Source organism: Paenibacillus sp. OK060 (genome assembly GCF_900101205.1).
Taxonomy (GTDB): domain Bacteria; phylum Bacillota; class Bacilli; order Paenibacillales; family Paenibacillaceae; genus Paenibacillus; species Paenibacillus marchantiae.
The window spans coordinates 328,554-346,152 of sequence record NZ_FNFR01000004.1; the positions used below are offsets into that span (position 1 = coordinate 328,554).

Consider the following 17,599-nt stretch of genomic DNA (forward strand, 5'->3'; position numbering starts at 1 on the left):
CTGCACCTCCTAATTCAGGCTGTGACAAGAGGATTAGCGCCGTGGTGGAATATCGTTCTCCGGTTGCGCATCTGCCCCAGCGCCGTTTAGCAGGTCCGTCCCGTGAAGAGCGTTGGGGTCGGGTGCCGCAGGATCAACCGGACTATTCGGTTGAATAAGATCAGCATCAGGTACGGATTCGAGTGCAGGCTCCGCTGTCCGTGACTCCAATTCCGGTTCTTCCGTAGCCGCTACAAGGGGCGGATACACTGTATTATCAGTATCGATACGTTTTCCCGTAACTTCATTAAAAGTGTCTATGTCACCTTCAGGGACTTCGGTTTCCAGTGGAATATCACGGGATCTCTGATAACGGTCGTAGTAACGTTCACTCTCTTCATTGCTAATCGGTCTGTCTGACATAAGTAGCACTCCCTCTCAGTGGATTATATTTATTGGTTGTTTTTTTTGATTGTGCAGTTATCTTGAAAAGAAAGGTTCTTATTTCGTAGTTACCCAAAGGGCTAACGTTGTAATCTCGCACCCATTATGATTCCCTTGTGTTCCCAAAATATAAATATAAGCTGAAAGTGAATAATGTACGGATTACAGATTCAACGTATATGCTTTAAAATTTAGGAAATACATATTTGACCAGAAAGTACAGAAATCCAAAGAAAATAATGATATAAGCCGCATACTTGATAAACGTGGAAGCGACCATACTTGAATCCGATTTGTGTTGGACATCCTTATGTTCTACCTCTACCGTTCTGTGTGGCTCATTCATTTGAATCACTCCTCATTGGTAAGTGTTTGCTTTGAGGAACATTACACCCGGAAGGGACGATTGAATCGCAGAGATCAGTTTTACAGCTTTTCATCTTTGGCCTATGATATGATGAAACATGGATATATGAGGGAGGGATTCCAATTGGATTGGTTTACGCTGGGGAATATGATCACTCAAATCCGAATCGGGCAAAAAGCGTCTACGCCCGGGTTTTCCCGTACCGTTATTCGTCGTCCGGACGGGCTGTTCTGGGTAGGCGGGATATGGTCAGGACAGATTGTCCAGTTGCGGGACTATCTTTTCTCGGATATATGGACGATCTATGACGATGAGGAAACAGAGCAGTGGTTGGAATATCGTACGAAGATTGAACAGAAAGAGCGCGAAATGATTGAGAACCAGTTCGAAGATCTGCGCGGATAATGGAGAAAACACTCGGAATCTATCAAATAAATGGAAATAAAACTATAAATCTACTAAAATGTGAATTTTCATTTTCCTACAAGAAGGTGACACGTCAAACTGTGGCGAATGATAAATGAGAGAACTTGGGGATAGAGAAAATAAGAACTTTGAGGTGCTGTGAATGAAAAATGTGCCCAAAGCTATCATCATCTTATGGATAAGTATGTTGAATATTCTCTGCTTGCCGCATGATTTCGTCTCAGCGACTGCAGGAGAAGTTGACAAACCTGTATCCATTACGGGATGGGAAGTAAAATGGGGGAACGTACACGATCAGGGATTCATCAGTGAGGTTCAAGGTACGGAGGAGATCTGGGAGAAGCAAGGTGCTGAAAAGCTGGAATACAGCAGCGTAGAAGCTCCTTCGGGTTCCATGTGGACTCGTGTGACCATTCCTAAAATAAACGAAGATAGCTCAGCAATCCGTTTTGAGAATATTAAAGGGAACCACATTGTAATCTACTTGGACGATCGTAGGGTATATGAGAATTATCATTACAATTATGATAACAACGCTGTGTTGTTACCCTTATCAAGTGAGAATTCAGGTGGAAAACTTTACGTATGGTCAGAGAATGAAAAAGGCAGACTTGGCATCTACGGAACGGTTCAGGTTGGGCCTTATGCTACATTACAGGAAAAGTACATTCACAATGGACTGCTTGATGTGATATTGGGAGCGACCTTTGTGTTCACGGCTCTAACGATGCTGAGTTGCACTTTTTTCCTGGGCAAATTCCATAAAGGGTTGTGGATTTCGCTATGTATCGTGATGGGTTCAATCGGAACGATGATTATCACCTATTCACAGTTTTTATATACGTTCTACCAGGTTTACGGTAATCTGTATTCCGTATTGTTTGACCTGGCTATGCTGATGGGCATGCCTGCACTCTGTTATTTTTTTGAACAAATTATCGGACCAGGTCGTTATGGCATCTTTACCAAACTAAGAAAATTCCAATTCATCTATTCTGTAGTTGCTGTGGCTGCTCTGATGATTGATTTTATTTCAGGCGGTCAATGGGACATGCTCTATAGTTTGTTGGTTCAGAACGTGATTGGATTCGTTCTCGTAATCCTGTTGAGCATCTTAATGATCGGCACCATCTCCAAAGCGCTTCAACGGAGCCGGGAAGCTCTTTTGCTTGCTACGGGATTCGGTACATTTGCCTTAATCAGTGTTGCTGAACTACTGTGGTATTACCAGCGTAATGGAACATATCATCTGATATGGTGGAAATGGTCCATGGTTGCTTTTATTATCTCACTTATTGCCATACTGGGAAGCCGATTTGCTGAAAAACATACCAAAGTGCTTGAATACTCGAAAGAGTTGGAATTGTTCAATAATGAATTGCAGCGATCCGAGAAAATGGAAATCATTAGTGAACTGGCGGCGTCAGTTGCTCATGAGGTTCGTAATCCGTTGCAGGTGACACGAGGTTTCCTTCAGCTCATGACAGAGCAGGAAGACAACAAAAACAAGGGATATGTGCGGATTGCTTTGGAGGAGCTTGATCGGGCTTCCGGCATTATTACCGATTTCCTAACGTTTGCCAAACCGGAGTTCGATCATATTGTCTCTCTCAATATCGCGGATGAATTTAATCATATTGAAGGCATTCTTGTACCGATGGCTAATCTGGAAGGCGGCAAAATAACAACTGACATTCCGCCAGATCTATGGATTAGAGGGAACTCTTCCAAGTTCAAACAGGCTTTTATTAATATTATTAAGAATAGTATTGAAGCGCTGCAAGGACAGGGTCAGATTGATATTTGGGCCTATGCTCAGGATGGGGTTATCAAGGTACATGTTAGGGATAACGGTGAGGGCATGGATGAGGAAGCGCTGGTCCGGCTTGGGGAGCCTTATTTCTCGAACAAAATTAAGGGGACAGGCCTTGGCATGATGGTGACCTTCCGAATCGTTGAAGCCATGCATGGGCAGATTAGCTTTACAAGCACAAAAGGGGTAGGAACAGAAGCCGTTGTATCTTTTGCCGCGTTCGTCGAATGACGAGCGGTAGAAGTGTACGATGGCTTTTTTGTTCGCTACCCCTTGTGCCGTTCAATTACATATTCAATCTAATCCGTTTAGCTTCTCCACGGTCCGCAATTTACGTCATAATCCACTTTGGCTGGATTGGGAGGAATTACGAGAACGTAGTCGTTCTGTTGTTCTTCAACGGTACGGACTTGAATGTGTTCAGGAATATCAATGCCAAATGCTTCGCGAAGCGCTTGCTTTGGGTTGGAGTGCAGTTGTTGTCTGAAGTGCTCATCGGTCCAGGCCTTTTCAATAATATCCTCGTGCAACGTTTTCTCTGATACCATCATCGTCAACATTCCCTTCATATTTAAAATTCAACTGTACCAGCTCTTCTTTTGTGATTAGGACAAATGTTGTTTCTCGCTGATCCAGTAATGAAACCCGCCTTGAAAAAGCACTTTTTTGTGTTGTTCAATGTCCTGAACAGTTTGTCCCAGAATGCCACATAAGTAAGAATTAAACGCTTCAAGATGCGAAATTCCCGAGTTAGAAGATGTTAGTCTGATGTTATATTGCTGAGCAATGTCTACATAGGAGTTCATCAATTGAGTATTGTATACATTATCATGTACACGTTCGCTTACAGGATGAGCCGGGTAATTGTGTTCCAGTGCTGCGGATATGTGGGAGAGGAAGCTGTTGTAATTTCCATGCACAGCATCTTGTTTGGTGTCTGTGAAGTCATCTGTCATCTGGAGAGTCATCAGTGCAATGTTGACGGCAGAACATACCGGAGTGACACGATGCTCCTGTTCCAAAAGAAGCAGTGATCCAGCAGCTCCAAGCAGAAGTGGGGCTGCTTTTTGGGCGATTAATAGCGGGCTTCTCTTGAAATAATCGATGGAGTTCTCACCGGTGACGCTCATGGCCCAATCCTCCACATACTGTCTGAAATACGTCCAGAACGGGGAAGAAAGGCTGAAAAGCTCTGAATAGGCACAGATCGCATCCACGTAGTAAAGATTACCCAGTGATAATTTCAGTGTCACATCTTCTGGCTGTTCGTCCATAACTTCATCCTGATTCAGAAAATATAGCATATGCAGGAGACAAGCAGTACTCAGTTTGTGTGCCTTCTCTGGAGGTAGACCATCCGAGAGTTGCATCCACAATGGAATAATGTAGCCAATGTAACTGTGACCCGAATCTCGTAACAAAGGATTGACCAAATGAAGTTGTTCTAGTGCATGTTCTGACATTGGTTCAGGATATTTCTGTACCAGCTGCTCTGCTGCAGCGAACACCACCTCCACATCGGATCTAAACGGATCAAACCATTCTCTCCGCATCGTTTGGTTACGCCCTTCCCAAAGTAAAGTAATAAGGACTATTCGACTAGATCATGAAGTTACTTCCAGTATACCGGAAATGAATTGAAAAAAATAGGAGGTTTTGTGATGAATTGTGAAAAAAACAATGACATTTTGTATTTTTATGGCATAAAAAAGCGGAAGTTAGGCTCAAACTAAGAGAGCACAGGATTTTGACATATGAAAGGAAGAAGAGAAATGAAATACAGATGGAAAAAATGGATGGCAGCCGGACTGGCAGCCGTATTTATAACAGCATCAACCGGCTATACGGCATCCGCTGATCCAAATGGATCTGTTGAGGATCATGTGGCGACACCATCTTCCTCCTCAAACCAGACCAAGCCATGCATGCAAGCAGGTCATGGCCTGTTTATGATTGGAGAAACCGCGGACCTGCTCGGTATTGGGCTCCGTGATTTAAAGGAACAGATGGAGCTTGGCAAAACGTTGACTCAGATTGCCAAGGAGCGCAAGGGACTTAGTGAAAATCAATTGTTGGAGAAGCTGAAGCCCTCGCTCTCTCAGCGATTGGATAAAGCAGCCGAAGAAGGCTGTCTCACGAAAGAGCAGGCAGCAGCAGCCAAAGCAGGAATGGATACCAAGCTGAAGAAGGTAATTAACACACCACTGCGGGAATTAAGACGTGAGTTCGCTCACCACGGCAACAGACGTCCGATGATGGACAAGGGGGCTATTGCACGCTTTATCGGCATCACCCCGGAGCAGCTCCATCAGCAGCTTCAAAGCGGGAAATCACTGGCTGAGATTGCTCGGGCAAAAGGCATCAGTGAAACGCAACTGGTAGACAAGCTGAAGGAGCAGTTGACGGGTGACCTGAAAAGGTTCGTTAATCAGAAGGGCAATGCACATCAAGCTCCTGGTCCTCACGAACCTGTACCCGGTCGATCCGCTTCAACAGAAGTGAAGTGACAAAGAGCGTCTTCCACGAAGGGAGACGCTTTTTCTATATTCGACTAGAATTAGCTGGTTTCCGGACTGCGGTTTGCGCTAGCTGACGGATTGCGCTCCGGTGAACTTGTTCTGCTCGCAGAAATAGTATCATGCAAACGGGGACTTAGGAGTTTCTTCCGTTGTAATCCTATGGTGAAGCGAGAACCAGGAAGTTGGGAAAGTCCCCAACTGATTGCAAGGGACATTGCTACGGTAACAAGAAACGAAAGCAATGTTATCGGTAGATGCCATCCGGTTAGTGTAAGTGGCCGGGTAATATACGCAATGCAATAGATAACCAGTGCATGAACCAGATAGCCACCAAAGGAATATCGGCCAATCCACGTCAGGAGACGCTGAAATGGTGTATCTTTGCCTCGCAGCAGTACAAGGAACCCATAGAACATGAACATCTGAGCCATGATGATGATGAATGTCGTGGGCTTCAGATAGGTTGAGATATTCAGATTAACGACATCGTCTGATCCCCGCAGCACATCATATCCAAGCCAGATGTACATGCCGATAAACAGACAGACCATCCAGGGCAATACCTTTGCAGTCCAACTTCTCCAACTATCCACTGACCAGGCACAGACTGCCCCCAGCAAAAAGTAAAACCAGTACATAACCCATGAATAAGAGCGATATTGCAGCAAACCCGACCAGGGTTGGGGTAAGGAAGCTGTCCACCCGCCCATATCGTAGTAGGACCATTTCATAAGTAAAGTGTATAATGCCATCCCAATGAGAATCAGCGTGATGACGGATTGCATCGGGGTGAAGCGTGTAACTTTTTCAATACGTCTCTGAACGAACTTGGCTCCCGCAAGAAACAGAGGAAACAGAATATAGAACTGAAACACCATAATCACAAACCACAGATGATATCCCGTCTGGGGGAGGAACAGTTCACGAACAAAACTCCGGAAGTCCGGCATACCCGAAAGCCAGAACTCAGGGGTGAATATCCGGACAAACAACCAATAGATGAATGTCCATACCACAAAGGGCACATAGATATCTCCAAACCGCTTACGGATAAAACGGGGGTAATCCGGTTTGGTGTGACTATGATGATAGAACAGCATTACACCAGACAGAAAGACAAATGTCGGCGTACCGAAACGAGTCAGATGATAAATCATGGTCAGCATGATGGAATCGGGTTGTTCAATATCGGCGCGATATATATATTCCGCGATGTTATGCTGCATTACAATAGCGAGAAATGCAAGGCCGCGCAGCTGAGTCCATTCCACGATTCGCGGTTTATTCACGTGTATTCCTCCTTCGTGTAACCGGAATTCATCATTTAAGGGTACCTGTTGAACATTAAGGCTGCATTAAATGGGGAAAATAGGTACAAAAAAAAGATGGCGGCAGCCATCTTTTTAATTGGAGTATCATTGCGATACCTGCCTCATTTTGTTTCCATTCCATTTAGTTTAAGTCTGGTACTTTTGTTGATTCATCCTCTGAGGATTTCGCATCTTCCTCAAACAAATTCTGAATGTATGCTTGGAGTTTCGGTTTATTCACACCGAGTACTTGGGCAGAACCTGCAAGTTCATTAGTAAGCAATTTGTTAGGAGGGATCTGCTGTTTATCGATTTCATTTACGTTAATATCGAATCCGAGCGAAGCTAATTTTAACATCTGTGTTGGACTGAGGTCTGTCTCGATATATGGAGCGACAGCTTCCAATATTTCAGGAATCTTGAAGAGTGACGTAGTGCTTTGCATCTTCTTAGCCAGCTCAGTCATGAAAATCCGCTGCCGTTCGGTACGCGTAAAGTCTGATGTGGCATCATGCCGGAATCGCACATATTGAAGGGCGGTCTTACCGTCCATATGCTGAAGTCCTTTTTTGAGATCAATATCGTACATATGTTTATCTGCTTTGCTGGTATAATACATGTCTTTCTCCACATCAATATCGATCCCGTCTACAGCATCAACCAGCGCCATGAATCCTATAAAATCGGTATACACGTAGTGCTGGATAGGGATGCCGAGCAAGTCACCGACCGTTTGTTTGGTTAATTCCGCTCCGCCGTAGGAGAAGGCCGCGTTGAGTCTGCTCTTTCCGTGTCCCGGAATATCAACATATGTATCACGCAGAACAGAGAAGAGATGGGCTTTCTTGGATACCGGATCAATGGAAGCGACCATGACCGAATCTGAACGGCCAGCATCATCCCCCCTGGTGTCACCTCCAAGCAGCAAAATGTTAACTCGTTCCTTCCCTTCCCATTTAGGAACAGGGGTGGTTGGAGTGTCCGTATTTTGGTTTGTGTCAGAAGTGGAAGTCTCGGAAGCGGTTGAGATGCTATTGGCAAAATGAACGATCGAGTATCCGTAATATACAATGACACCGGTTATAGCAAGTGCCAGGGTTAGGGATGTCCCCCATAACCATTTCTTAAGCATAATCTTCACCTTTCTATGAATGAACTATTATGTAACCCAAACTAGTTTAACAAAAAGTAAGAGAAATGTCCTCTTTGATTTCGAAAGTTCGGTTACTAGGCGACATATTTGACAAATAGTTAGTGTATATTTATTATGTAAAAAATAATCGTGATTTGTGTAATGGAGGTATTAAACGACTGTTATGAATCAATCTGTATTTAATTGGATCAACCAGTTTGCAGACCGAATTCCGTTTCTGGACTGGTTTATGATTACATCAGCTGAATATGCGGTTTGGGTTATGATAGGGCTTCTTGTGATTGTGTGGTTTCTTGGCAATCCGTCGAAGCAACGAATTGTGTTTTATGCGTGTGTAGCTTCGATCGTAGCACTTGTTTTGGCAAAATGGGGAATTTCACCTGTGGTAGGTCATCCAAGGCCGTTCGTGGAAGGCACGGTGCATCAACTGGTTCCGCATGTACCAGATCCATCATTTCCAAGTAAACATGCTTCCTTTGTATTCGCGCTCGCAGCAGCTTCGTTTTTTATCGGGCGTCGCTTCGGTATGTGGATGCTGTTGCTTGCTGTGCTGACAGGAGTGTCGCGTGTCTATGTAGGTGTACATTATCCTGGAGATATTCTGGGCGGATTCATTCTAGGTAGCCTGGTCAGTGTGATCTTGATCGCTACGCGTAATTATACCAAGTCGATTCCCGATTTCTTCATTAACATTCATCGGCGGATTTTCCGTTAGAAACAGTTGAATATAATAGGGATCAGAAGAGAAGTATCGGATACGAGAGCCTTAAGTTTTTGGTGAGCCAAAGACTTAAGGCTTTTTTGTGTTTATTTCGAAGTTAACTGAAATTTACAAAAATCGAATTCCGATATCTACAATTCATGACGATACGTGTCGATATACTATAAATATGTACTAGTTGAGGAGTGGGGAACATGAAAGATACGCGGGGAAACGTGAAGGGGAAATTGAGATTAACAATTCGAATGAAATTACTGACTGGATTTCTAATGGTAGTGGCTTTACTGGCTTTTGTAAGCATTTATGCGTTAACCCAAATTCATGATATGTCCAAAAAGGCCGATGAAATCGATAAGATGTGGATGCCCAGTGTGAGCCTGCTTGGGATGATGAATGGTGATATTTCGGACGTCGAGCGGCTTGCTCTTGCCGTAATTGTCGAAACAAATCCAACTGAAATCACCAAGATGAATGAAGTGTTGGAACAGCTCCAAGCCAAGATTGCGATTGAGCGCAAGGAACTGGTTTCACTCATCTCAGACAATACCGAAGCAGTGGCAATGTACAATACATTTAGCACGAACTATGAGGCGTATTTGGCGAAAATGCCGGAATTTATGAAATTGGGCATGGCTAACAATTACGAAGAAGCCAGCAGATTGCATTCAGAGGCCTATCCGTTATGGTATACAGCGAATGATACCATTGCCCAATTAATCACGATGGGGAACTCACTGTCGGATGCAGCAACGAATACATCGGTTGAGTCTGCTGAACAAGCATTTAATATTATATTGGGAGTCACTATTGTTGCTTTCCTGGTGGCCATGTTTATTGCCTTCTTCATTGCAAGCATCATCTCACGTCCAATTCAGAAGATGAATGCAGCAGCGATGTTGATTGCAGGTGGGGATCTGACGAGTGAGAAGATCGTGCTCAAGAACAAGGATGAGCTGGGAACGCTGGCCGACTCCTTCAATGTGATGACAGGCAACCTGCGGGAGATGATTCAATCCGTGTCGATGACATCCGAACAGGTAGCCGCTTCCTCCGAAGAACTTCTCGCGAGTGCTGAGCAGAATACAAGGGCATCGGAACAGATTTCCGAAACGGTTGAGGAATTGGCCGTTGGTACATCGGATCAAGTAGATATGGTGAAACGTTCTTCACAGGCGATGAGTGAGATGGCTCTTGGTTCGGAACAAATCGCTGAGCTTGCTCAAAGTGTATCCGTATCTGCTGTTGATGCAGCGAATCAGTCTGCCGAAGGAAATATGATTATTCAGCAGGCTGTTGAACAGATGGGATCTGTTCGCAATTCCATTGCATCACTGACAGAACTGGTTACAGGGCTGGGAGAACGTTCCGCAGAGATAGGTACGATTACCGAGGTTATCAACAATATTGCCCGTCAAACCAACCTTCTTGCATTAAATGCAGCGATTGAAGCGGCACGTGCAGGTGAGCACGGACGTGGCTTCGCAGTCGTAGCCGGAGAAGTGCGAAAGCTCGCAGAGGAGTCTTCTACATCTGCACAACGGATTACGGATCTTGTCCAATTGATTCAGAAGGATACAGATCATGCCGTGCAGGCTGTGAAAGTGAACAGCAATGAAACGGAAGCCGGAATTGAGATTGTAACAGCGGCTGGACAAGCCTTTGAACAAATTTCGAATGTAGTGAACAAGGTTGCTGGTGAAATCCAGGAAGTATCGGCAGGTTCGGAGGAAATGTCAGCAAGTACGAATGAAGTTGTAGGGTATGTGGATCAGATCTCTAACATTGCGGGAGAAGCAGCAGGCGGGGTACATAATGTATCTGCCGCAACCCAGCAGCAGCTGGCTTCGATGGAAGAGATCGCTTCCTCCGCAGGTTCTTTGTCCAAAATGGCTGAAGAGTTGCAGGAGCAAATCAACAAATTCAGAGTGTAAACGATCCAAAAGTAGGGTGTTCAGACTGGATAGTACCATGGATCATCATGCAACCTGTAGCACGGGTTATTCAAAATATCAGGACTGTTTCTCATATTGCGTTCAAGCGATATGAGGGGCAGTCTTTTTTGTCATATCACTACCCAAACATGTCACAACAATGTTATTTCAGAAGTCACCAGCGCTGATATTGCAACTGGAGCAAAAGGATATAATGGTAATTAATGGTGGAAATACATGGAGTCACACCATAGAAAGGAGCGGGTCATTACATCAGTGTAATTGGAAAATTACGAGACGACTATTGCAAAAGGAGATGAATGGTTGAAGATGAAGGGAAGCTGGTGGAGACGAATCGCTATCCTCGCGTTATCGGTAGGGCTACTGGCAGGAAGTACATCCATACAGGCATGGAGTGGTAAGGCAGATGCGGCTGCCGGAAATCATAACTATGCGGAGGCATTACAAAAGGCGGTTTATTTCTATGAAACACAGCGTTCAGGGAATTTGCCCGAAGACAATCGGGTGGAATGGCGTGGTGATTCCGGATTAAATGACGGAGCGGATGTTGGGGTTGATTTGACCGGAGGGTGGTACGATGCTGGAGATCATGTGAAATTTGGTCTGCCGATGGCCTATTCGGCTACGATGTTAGCTTGGTCTGTTGTAGAATACCGTGAGGGATACGAGCAGGCAGGGCAACTGGAGCAGATTAAGGATAACTTGAGATGGGCTACAGACTATTTTGTGAAAGCGCATACGAAACCAAATGAATTATGGGGACAGGTTGGAGCGGGCAATACAGACCATGCCTGGTGGGGGCCTGCTGAAGTGATGCAGATGAACCGTCCTGCTTATAAGATCGATGCATCCTGTCCGGGAAGTGAACTTGCGGGAGAAACTGCAGCGGCACTCGCTTCTTCATCCATTGTGTTCCGGGACAGTGACCCGGCTTATGCCAACAAACTACTTCAACATGCCAAGGAACTGTACAGCTTCGCGGATACGTATCGAGGCAAATATTCGGATTGCATTACAGATGCCCAATCGTTCTACAATTCATGGACAGGTTACTATGATGAACTCGCCTGGGCTGCAACATGGTTATATATGGCGACAAATGATAGCGCTTACTTGTCCAAGGCGATTGCTACAGCGAATCTGTGGCAGGCAGATGGACAGAACGGGAACTGGGCCTATACTTGGACCCAAGGCTGGGATGACAAACACTACGGAGCCCAGATTCTGCTGGCTCGCATTACGTCGAGTCTGAACATGCCAGAAGCGACGCGGTTCATTCAATCCACAGAGCGCAATCTGGATTATTGGTCTGTAGGCACGAATGGACAAAGAATCAAGTATACACCGGGCGGGCTTGCCTGGCTTGATACATGGGGATCGCTCCGATATGCAGCAAATGCATCTTTTATTGCTTTTGTATACTCCGACTGGGTCAGTGATCCGGTGAAGAAAGCAAGATATCAGGACTTTGCCGTCTCTCAAATGAACTACATTCTGGGGGATAATCCTCGCCAGAGCAGTTATGTGGTCGGTTATGGTCAGAATCCGCCTAAGCATCCTCATCACCGGACCTCTCACAGTTCATGGACGAACAATGAAAATACACCTTCAGAGCACCGTCACACGTTGTACGGAGCGATGGTTGGTGGACCGGATGCAACGGATGCCTATACCGATTCCATTGGCGACTATGTCAGCAATGAGGTGGCAACCGATTACAATGCAGGCTTTACAGGCGCGTTAGCCAAGATGAATCTGTTATTCGGTCAGAATGATCAGCCCATCGCGAATTTTCCGGCTCCGGAAGTGAAGACAGATGAGTTCTTTGTCGAAGCTGCCGTGAAGGCATCCGGTCCCAATTACACGGAAATCAAGGCTCAACTAAATAATCGTTCCGGCTGGCCTGCGCGGATGGGGGATAAGTTATCTTTTCGCTATTTTCTGGATCTAAGTGAAGTTTACGCTGCAGGATATACCGTATCTGATGTCAAGGTTACAACCGCATACGCCGAGGGTGCTACCGTATCCCAACCGGTTGTGGTTGATGCAGCGAAACGAATCTATGCTGTTACGGCGGACTTTACTGGAACCAAGATATATCCTGGCGGGGAAGGACATTATCGCAAAGAGGTCCAGTTCCGCATTACCGGCCCGCAAGGCGCCTGGAATGCGAATAATGATCATTCATTCCAGGGCTTGGGCACAGGTAATGTGGCGAAGAGCGTATATCTCCCAGTCTACGATGCGGGAATACGGATATACGGTCAGGAACCTGGTGTTACACCGGTTGTCACTCCTGTTGCACCTTCTGGCGTGCAGGCTATATCAGGGAATGCTCAAGTCATCCTGAGCTGGGTAGCATCACCTGGGGCAGAATCGTACACCGTGAAGCGTGCCGAGGTGAATGGGGGTCCATATACTTCTGTAGCGACAGATGTACATGGATTGACATACACGAATACGGGGCTTACGAACGGAAAGACCTATTATTATGTGGTGACGGCTGTTAATTCAGCCGGAGAATCGCCCGGGTCTGCACAAGCCTCTGCCACGCCGCAAGCTGGAACATCGTTGCCTGGCGAACTGACGTTAAGCGGTACGGCTGGCAACGCCCAGTCGATTCTGACCTGGACGGCAGCAACGGGAGCAGTGACTTATAAGGTACAGCGCTCCGTTGTGGGCGGCGCATATGCCGATGTGGCAACTGGATTGGCAGTTTTGAATTACATCGATGCAACAGCGGTAAATGGAACGGCGTACAGTTATCGAATCGCCGCCGTGAATGCGAGCGGACAGACGTTGTCCAATATCGTGACGGTGACACCGAGTGCGCCTCCGGTAACGACGGGCACGCTTGAGGTGCAGTATCGTAATGGAGGGTCAGGTGCTTCCGGCAATGCGGTGACTCCGCAGTTTAATCTAAAAAACACTGGCACTCAGGCGATTGATCTGAGTACCGTGAAGCTCCGATATTATTTTACCAAGGACGGTGCAGGGGATCTGACCTTCTGGTGTGATTATGCTCAGATCGGCACGGCTAATATTGAAGGCAAATTTGTCACGCTGACTCCGACAACGGGCACAGCGGATACGTATCTGGAGATCAGCTTCAAATCCGGGACTGGCAGCCTGGCTGCTGGAGCGGAGACGGGTGTGATTCAGGGGCGCTTTTCCAAGAACAATTGGAGCAATTTCGATCAGAGCAACGACTATTCCTATGATGCAACCAAGACTGCTTTTACCGCATGGAATCAAGTAACTGGGTTTCAGGGAGGTACGAAAGTCTGGGGCATTGAGCCGTAACCTAACAGGGAGTTCAACAGCATGGGCAGACCCACGGTAATTCTAATTGAATTTCACCATTCCAGGGAGGTATATACATGTTGAAATCAGCTGCGAAAAAAAGTTTGTCTGCCATGCTAGCAGGGACCGTTATGCTGACCGGGTACACCGGTTTGTGGGCAGGCCCCCAAACGGTTTATGCCGAAGAGCAGAACATTGATGCTCAGGCGGACGGAATAAATGAAGCTCGATTTTTGCAATTGTATGATCAGCTGAAAGATCCGGCGAACGGTTATTTTTCTCCAGAGGGCATTCCCTATCATTCCATTGAAACGCTGATGAGCGAGGCACCGGATTATGGGCACATGACGACATCCGAGGCATACAGTTACTGGCTCTGGCTGGAAACGATGTATGGTCACTATACGGGAGATTGGTCCAAACTGGAAGCGGCTTGGGACAGCATGGAGAAATACATCATCCCTGTCAATGAAGGTGACGGCAAGGAAGAGCAGCCTACGATGAGTTATTACAATCCGAACAGCCCGGCCACCTATGCAGCGGAAAAACCTTTTCCGGATCAATATCCTTCTGCCATTAACGGTCAATATGCGGCCGGAAAAGACCCACTTGATGCCGAGCTGAAATCTTCCTACGGCAACAATCAGACGTACCTGATGCACTGGCTGCTGGATGTGGATAACTGGTACGGGTATGGTAACCTGCTGAATCCGAATCATACAGCGGCTTACGTGAATACATTCCAGCGTGGAGAGCAGGAGTCTGTATGGGAAGCCATTCCACACCCATCCCAGGACAATAAAACGTTTGGCAAAACGGGCGAAGGTTTCATGAGCCTGTTTACCAAGGAGACTCAGACACCGGCTGCCCAGTGGCGTTATACCAACGCAACGGATGCTGACGCACGTGCGGTGCAGGTACTGTATTGGGCGAAGGAGATGGGCTACACCAATACAACGTATCTGGACAAAGCGAAGAAGATGGGCGACTATCTGCGCTATGGGATGCACGACAAGTACTTCCAGAAGATCGGAAGTGCCAAGAACGGCACACCAACTGCCGGTACAGGCAAAGACTCTAATATGTATCTGATGGCATGGTATACCTCATGGGGCGGCGGCCTTGGCGAGGGTGGGAACTGGGCTTGGCGGATTGGAGCCAGTCATACGCACCAGGCTTACCAGAATCCGGTGGCAGCGTATGCCTTGTCTGATCCGGCAGGTGGCCTGATTCCAAAATCGACAACTGCCAAGGCAGATTGGAATGCATCGCTGAAACGCCAATTGGAGTTCTACACCTGGTTACAGTCTCACGAAGGGGCAATTGGCGGTGGAGCGACGAACAGTTTTGATGGCTCTTACAAAGCTTATCCTGCTGGAACCAGTACGTTCTATGACATGGCTTATCAGGAAGCTCCTGTATATCGGGACCCCGACTCCAACACGTGGTTTGGTTTCCAGGCTTGGTCGCTGGAGCGTGTAGCTGAGATGTATTACATTCTTGCTGAGAGCGGGGACCTCAGTTCTGAGAACTTCCAGATGGCCAAAAAAGTCATTACCAAGTGGGTCGACTGGGCCAAGGATTATGTATTCGTCGATGAGCGTCCGGTGACGGATGCACAAGGATATTATCTGAATGCGGCAGGTCAACGGATACTTGGAGGTACCAATGCACAGGTTGCTACTACACCTGCACCGGGCGAATTCTGGATTCCAGGCAGCCAGGAATGGCAGGGGCAACCGGATAAATGGAATGGGTTCAGTGCCTTTACGCAAAATCCGAATTTCCATGTGGTAACCAAAGATCCTGCTCAGGATACAGGCGTACTGGGGAGCTATATCAAAGCCCTGACGTTCTTTGCTGCGGGGACTCAAGCCGAAGGCGGCGTACTCAGTGCCAAAGGCCAGGAAGCCAAAGATATGGCCGAGAAACTATTGAATACGGCGTGGGATTACAATGATGGTGTGGGGATCGTGACTGAAGAAGTCCGTAAAGACTACTTCCGTTTCTTTGCCAAAGAGATCTATATTCCGGCAAACTGGACGGGAACCTTCGGGCAGGGGAACACGATACCGGGTACAGCCGGCGTACCTTCTGACCCGGCCAAAGGTGGTAATGGCGTATACATTGGTTACCCTGACCTGCGTCCAGCCATCAAGCAAGATCCGGCATGGGCTTATCTGGATAATCTGTACAAAACGTCTTATAATCCAACAACGAAAAAATGGGAAAATGGCGCACCAACCTTTACGTATCACCGTTTCTGGTCACAGGTGGATATGGCTACCGCGTATGGCGAATATGATCGTCTCCTTGGTAACACAGGAGGCCCAGTGGTCCAAGTGCCAGCAGCTCCGGCGGGTCTGACAGCTGCAGCAGGCAGTGAGCAGGTTGCTCTGAACTGGACCGCATCCACTGGTGCCGCTTCTTACACGGTAAAACGTGCAGAGGTGAACGGTGGCCCGTATACTTCCGTAGCAACGGGTGTTACCGGTTCGACCTTCACAGATACAGCACTGACCAATGGAAAAACGTACTATTATGTGGTGACCGCAGTGAGTACGGCGGGTGAATCTGCACCTTCTGCTCAGGCCTCTGCAACACCGCAAGCGGGAACCTCTATACCGGGAGTGTTAACCCTTACGGGAACGGCAGGCAATAATCAGGCTGTGCTGACATGGACCGCATCGACCGGAGCTGCAAGTTACAAGGTACAACGCTCGGTTGCAGGTGGAACCTACGCCGATCTGGCTACAGGTCTGACGGCGCTGACTTACACGGATGCCACGGCAGTGAACGGTACCGCATACAATTACCGAGTGGTGGCAGTAAATGCAAGCGGGCAGACCTTGTCCAACGTAGTGACGGTGACACCAACAGCGCCTCCTGTAACAACAGGTGCACTTGAAGTACAATACCGCAATGGTGGTTCAGGGACGTCAGGCAATGCGGTGACCCCGCAGTTCAATATCAAGAACACAGGCACGACAGCAGTGGATCTGAGCCAGGTGAAGGTGCGGTATTACTTTACGAAGGATAGTGCATCCGATCTGAGTTTCTGGTGTGATTACGCTCAGATTGGCAGCGCCAACGTTGAAGCTCACTTTGTGACGGTAGATCCGGCTAAAGGGACAGCGGATACGTATCTGGAGATTGGGTTTAAATCCGGGGCAGGCAGTCTGGCTGCCGGAGCAGAGACGGGAATTATCCAGGGGCGCTTCTCGAAGAACAACTGGACGAATTTTGATCAGACCAACGACTATTCTTTTGATGCTTCCAAAACGGCCTTTAGCGCCTGGAACAAAGTGACCGCTTATATTAGTGGAGTCAACGCTTGGGGTATTGAGCCATAGTAGATTCATATTGAGACAGAGTACAGCCGGGGAGAGATCTCCGGCTTTTTGTATGATGATTTTAGGATTACAGGTGCTCATAATCGGGAAATGAACCATAGTAATGTTTACCAAATATAGAATTTAAATATTAAAATATAGGTCATATGACGCATGTCCTAAGTGATGCGCGGTTTAGGCCTCTTTTCTGCGTAAAACGAAGCGTAGCAAATAGTTACAATAATTTAACCTTTGAAAAAGAAGAGATTTGCGGCAGTTT

13 protein-coding genes are annotated in these 17,599 nt (G+C 46.9%); 7 read left to right on the forward strand and 6 right to left on the reverse strand.

Going from position 1 to position 17,599, the window contains the following annotated elements; translation table 11 throughout:
- Positions 1-33: 33 nt before the first annotated feature.
- Both BLS14_RS16655 and BLS14_RS32625 read right to left on the reverse strand, forming a co-directional pair.
- Positions 34-402, reverse strand: a complete 369-nt coding sequence (locus BLS14_RS16655; protein ID WP_090953013.1) for a hypothetical protein — start codon at positions 400-402, stop codon at positions 34-36.
- Between the two features lie 205 nt (positions 403-607).
- On the reverse strand, positions 608-769 hold the full coding sequence (locus BLS14_RS32625; RefSeq protein WP_017690239.1) for a hypothetical protein: 162 nt from the start codon (positions 767-769) through the stop codon (positions 608-610).
- 144 nt (positions 770-913) lie between these two features.
- Here BLS14_RS32625 and BLS14_RS16660 point away from each other — a divergent pair, with 144 nt between their 5' ends.
- Both BLS14_RS16660 and BLS14_RS16665 read left to right on the forward strand, forming a co-directional pair.
- Entirely contained in the window at positions 914-1,195 is a 282-nt protein-coding gene (locus BLS14_RS16660; RefSeq protein ID WP_063564602.1) for a hypothetical protein, read from the forward strand.
- Positions 1,196-1,400: 205 nt separating this feature from the next.
- Positions 1,401-3,260, forward strand: a complete 1,860-nt coding sequence (locus BLS14_RS16665; protein WP_256336516.1) for a sensor histidine kinase — start codon at positions 1,401-1,403, stop codon at positions 3,258-3,260.
- Positions 3,261-3,337: 77 nt separating this feature from the next.
- On the opposite strand, the gene BLS14_RS16670 is transcribed toward BLS14_RS16665, so the two are convergent.
- Both BLS14_RS16670 and BLS14_RS16675 read right to left on the reverse strand, forming a co-directional pair.
- Positions 3,338-3,598 (reverse strand): NHLP leader peptide family RiPP precursor, encoded by a 261-nt coding sequence (locus tag BLS14_RS16670; RefSeq protein ID WP_231952686.1) that lies wholly within the window; start codon positions 3,596-3,598, stop codon positions 3,338-3,340.
- Between the two features lie 36 nt (positions 3,599-3,634).
- Positions 3,635-4,582 carry a hypothetical protein gene (locus BLS14_RS16675; RefSeq protein ID WP_090953018.1) on the reverse strand — a complete coding sequence of 316 codons (948 nt, stop codon included), beginning with the start codon at positions 4,580-4,582 and terminating at the stop codon, positions 3,635-3,637.
- 219 nt (positions 4,583-4,801) lie between these two features.
- On the opposite strand from BLS14_RS16675, the gene BLS14_RS16680 reads away from it, so the two are divergent.
- Positions 4,802-5,536: a hypothetical protein gene (locus BLS14_RS16680; protein ID WP_079695152.1), complete on the forward strand. Its 735-nt coding sequence runs from the start codon at positions 4,802-4,804 to the stop codon at positions 5,534-5,536.
- A gap of 50 nt (positions 5,537-5,586) precedes the next feature.
- On the opposite strand, the gene BLS14_RS16685 is transcribed toward BLS14_RS16680, so the two are convergent.
- Complete coding sequence (locus BLS14_RS16685; RefSeq protein WP_090953020.1) at positions 5,587-6,837, reverse strand: acyltransferase; 1,251 nt, start codon at positions 6,835-6,837, stop codon at positions 5,587-5,589.
- A gap of 163 nt (positions 6,838-7,000) precedes the next feature.
- A complete protein-coding gene (locus BLS14_RS16690) occupies positions 7,001-7,990 on the reverse strand; it encodes an LCP family protein (protein ID WP_064640246.1) in 990 nt (329 codons plus the stop codon).
- Between the two features lie 184 nt (positions 7,991-8,174).
- Here BLS14_RS16690 and BLS14_RS16695 point away from each other — a divergent pair, with 184 nt between their 5' ends.
- The 4 genes from BLS14_RS16695 to BLS14_RS16710 all read left to right on the forward strand — a co-directional run bounded on the left by BLS14_RS16695 (position 8,175) and on the right by BLS14_RS16710 (position 17,340).
- Positions 8,175-8,726, forward strand: a complete 552-nt coding sequence (locus BLS14_RS16695; protein WP_079695154.1) for an undecaprenyl-diphosphatase — start codon at positions 8,175-8,177, stop codon at positions 8,724-8,726.
- A 200-nt stretch (positions 8,727-8,926) separates the two neighbouring features.
- Entirely contained in the window at positions 8,927-10,663 is a 1,737-nt protein-coding gene (locus tag BLS14_RS16700) for a methyl-accepting chemotaxis protein (RefSeq protein ID WP_256336519.1), read from the forward strand.
- Positions 10,664-10,993: 330 nt separating this feature from the next.
- On the forward strand, positions 10,994-13,987 hold the full coding sequence (locus tag BLS14_RS16705; RefSeq protein WP_090953368.1) for a glycoside hydrolase family 9 protein: 2,994 nt from the start codon (positions 10,994-10,996) through the stop codon (positions 13,985-13,987).
- Positions 13,988-14,064: 77 nt separating this feature from the next.
- Complete coding sequence (locus BLS14_RS16710; RefSeq protein ID WP_090953021.1) at positions 14,065-17,340, forward strand: glycoside hydrolase family 48 protein; 3,276 nt, start codon at positions 14,065-14,067, stop codon at positions 17,338-17,340.
- The last annotated feature ends 259 nt before the right edge of the window (positions 17,341-17,599 follow it).

Bases quoted from the DNA above. Each gene is read 5' to 3' on its own strand.
- BLS14_RS16655 (WP_090953013.1), bottom strand. From the start codon at position 402: ATGTCAGACAGACCGATTAGCAATGAAGAGAGTGAACGTTACTACGAC.
- BLS14_RS32625 (WP_017690239.1), bottom strand. From the start codon at position 769: ATGAATGAGCCACACAGAACGGTAGAGGTAGAACATAAGGATGTCCAA.
- BLS14_RS16665 (WP_256336516.1), top strand. From the start codon at position 1,401: ATGTTGAATATTCTCTGCTTGCCGCATGATTTCGTCTCAGCGACTGCA.
- BLS14_RS16670 (WP_231952686.1), bottom strand. From the start codon at position 3,598: ATGAAGGGAATGTTGACGATGATGGTATCAGAGAAAACGTTGCACGAG.
- BLS14_RS16675 (WP_090953018.1), bottom strand. From the start codon at position 4,582: ATGCGGAGAGAATGGTTTGATCCGTTTAGATCCGATGTGGAGGTGGTG.
- BLS14_RS16680 (WP_079695152.1), top strand. From the start codon at position 4,802: ATGAAATACAGATGGAAAAAATGGATGGCAGCCGGACTGGCAGCCGTA.
- BLS14_RS16690 (WP_064640246.1), bottom strand. From the start codon at position 7,990: ATGCTTAAGAAATGGTTATGGGGGACATCCCTAACCCTGGCACTTGCT.
- BLS14_RS16695 (WP_079695154.1), top strand. From the start codon at position 8,175: ATGAATCAATCTGTATTTAATTGGATCAACCAGTTTGCAGACCGAATT.
- BLS14_RS16700 (WP_256336519.1), top strand. From the start codon at position 8,927: ATGAAAGATACGCGGGGAAACGTGAAGGGGAAATTGAGATTAACAATT.
- BLS14_RS16705 (WP_090953368.1), top strand. From the start codon at position 10,994: ATGAAGGGAAGCTGGTGGAGACGAATCGCTATCCTCGCGTTATCGGTA.
- BLS14_RS16710 (WP_090953021.1), top strand. From the start codon at position 14,065: ATGTTGAAATCAGCTGCGAAAAAAAGTTTGTCTGCCATGCTAGCAGGG.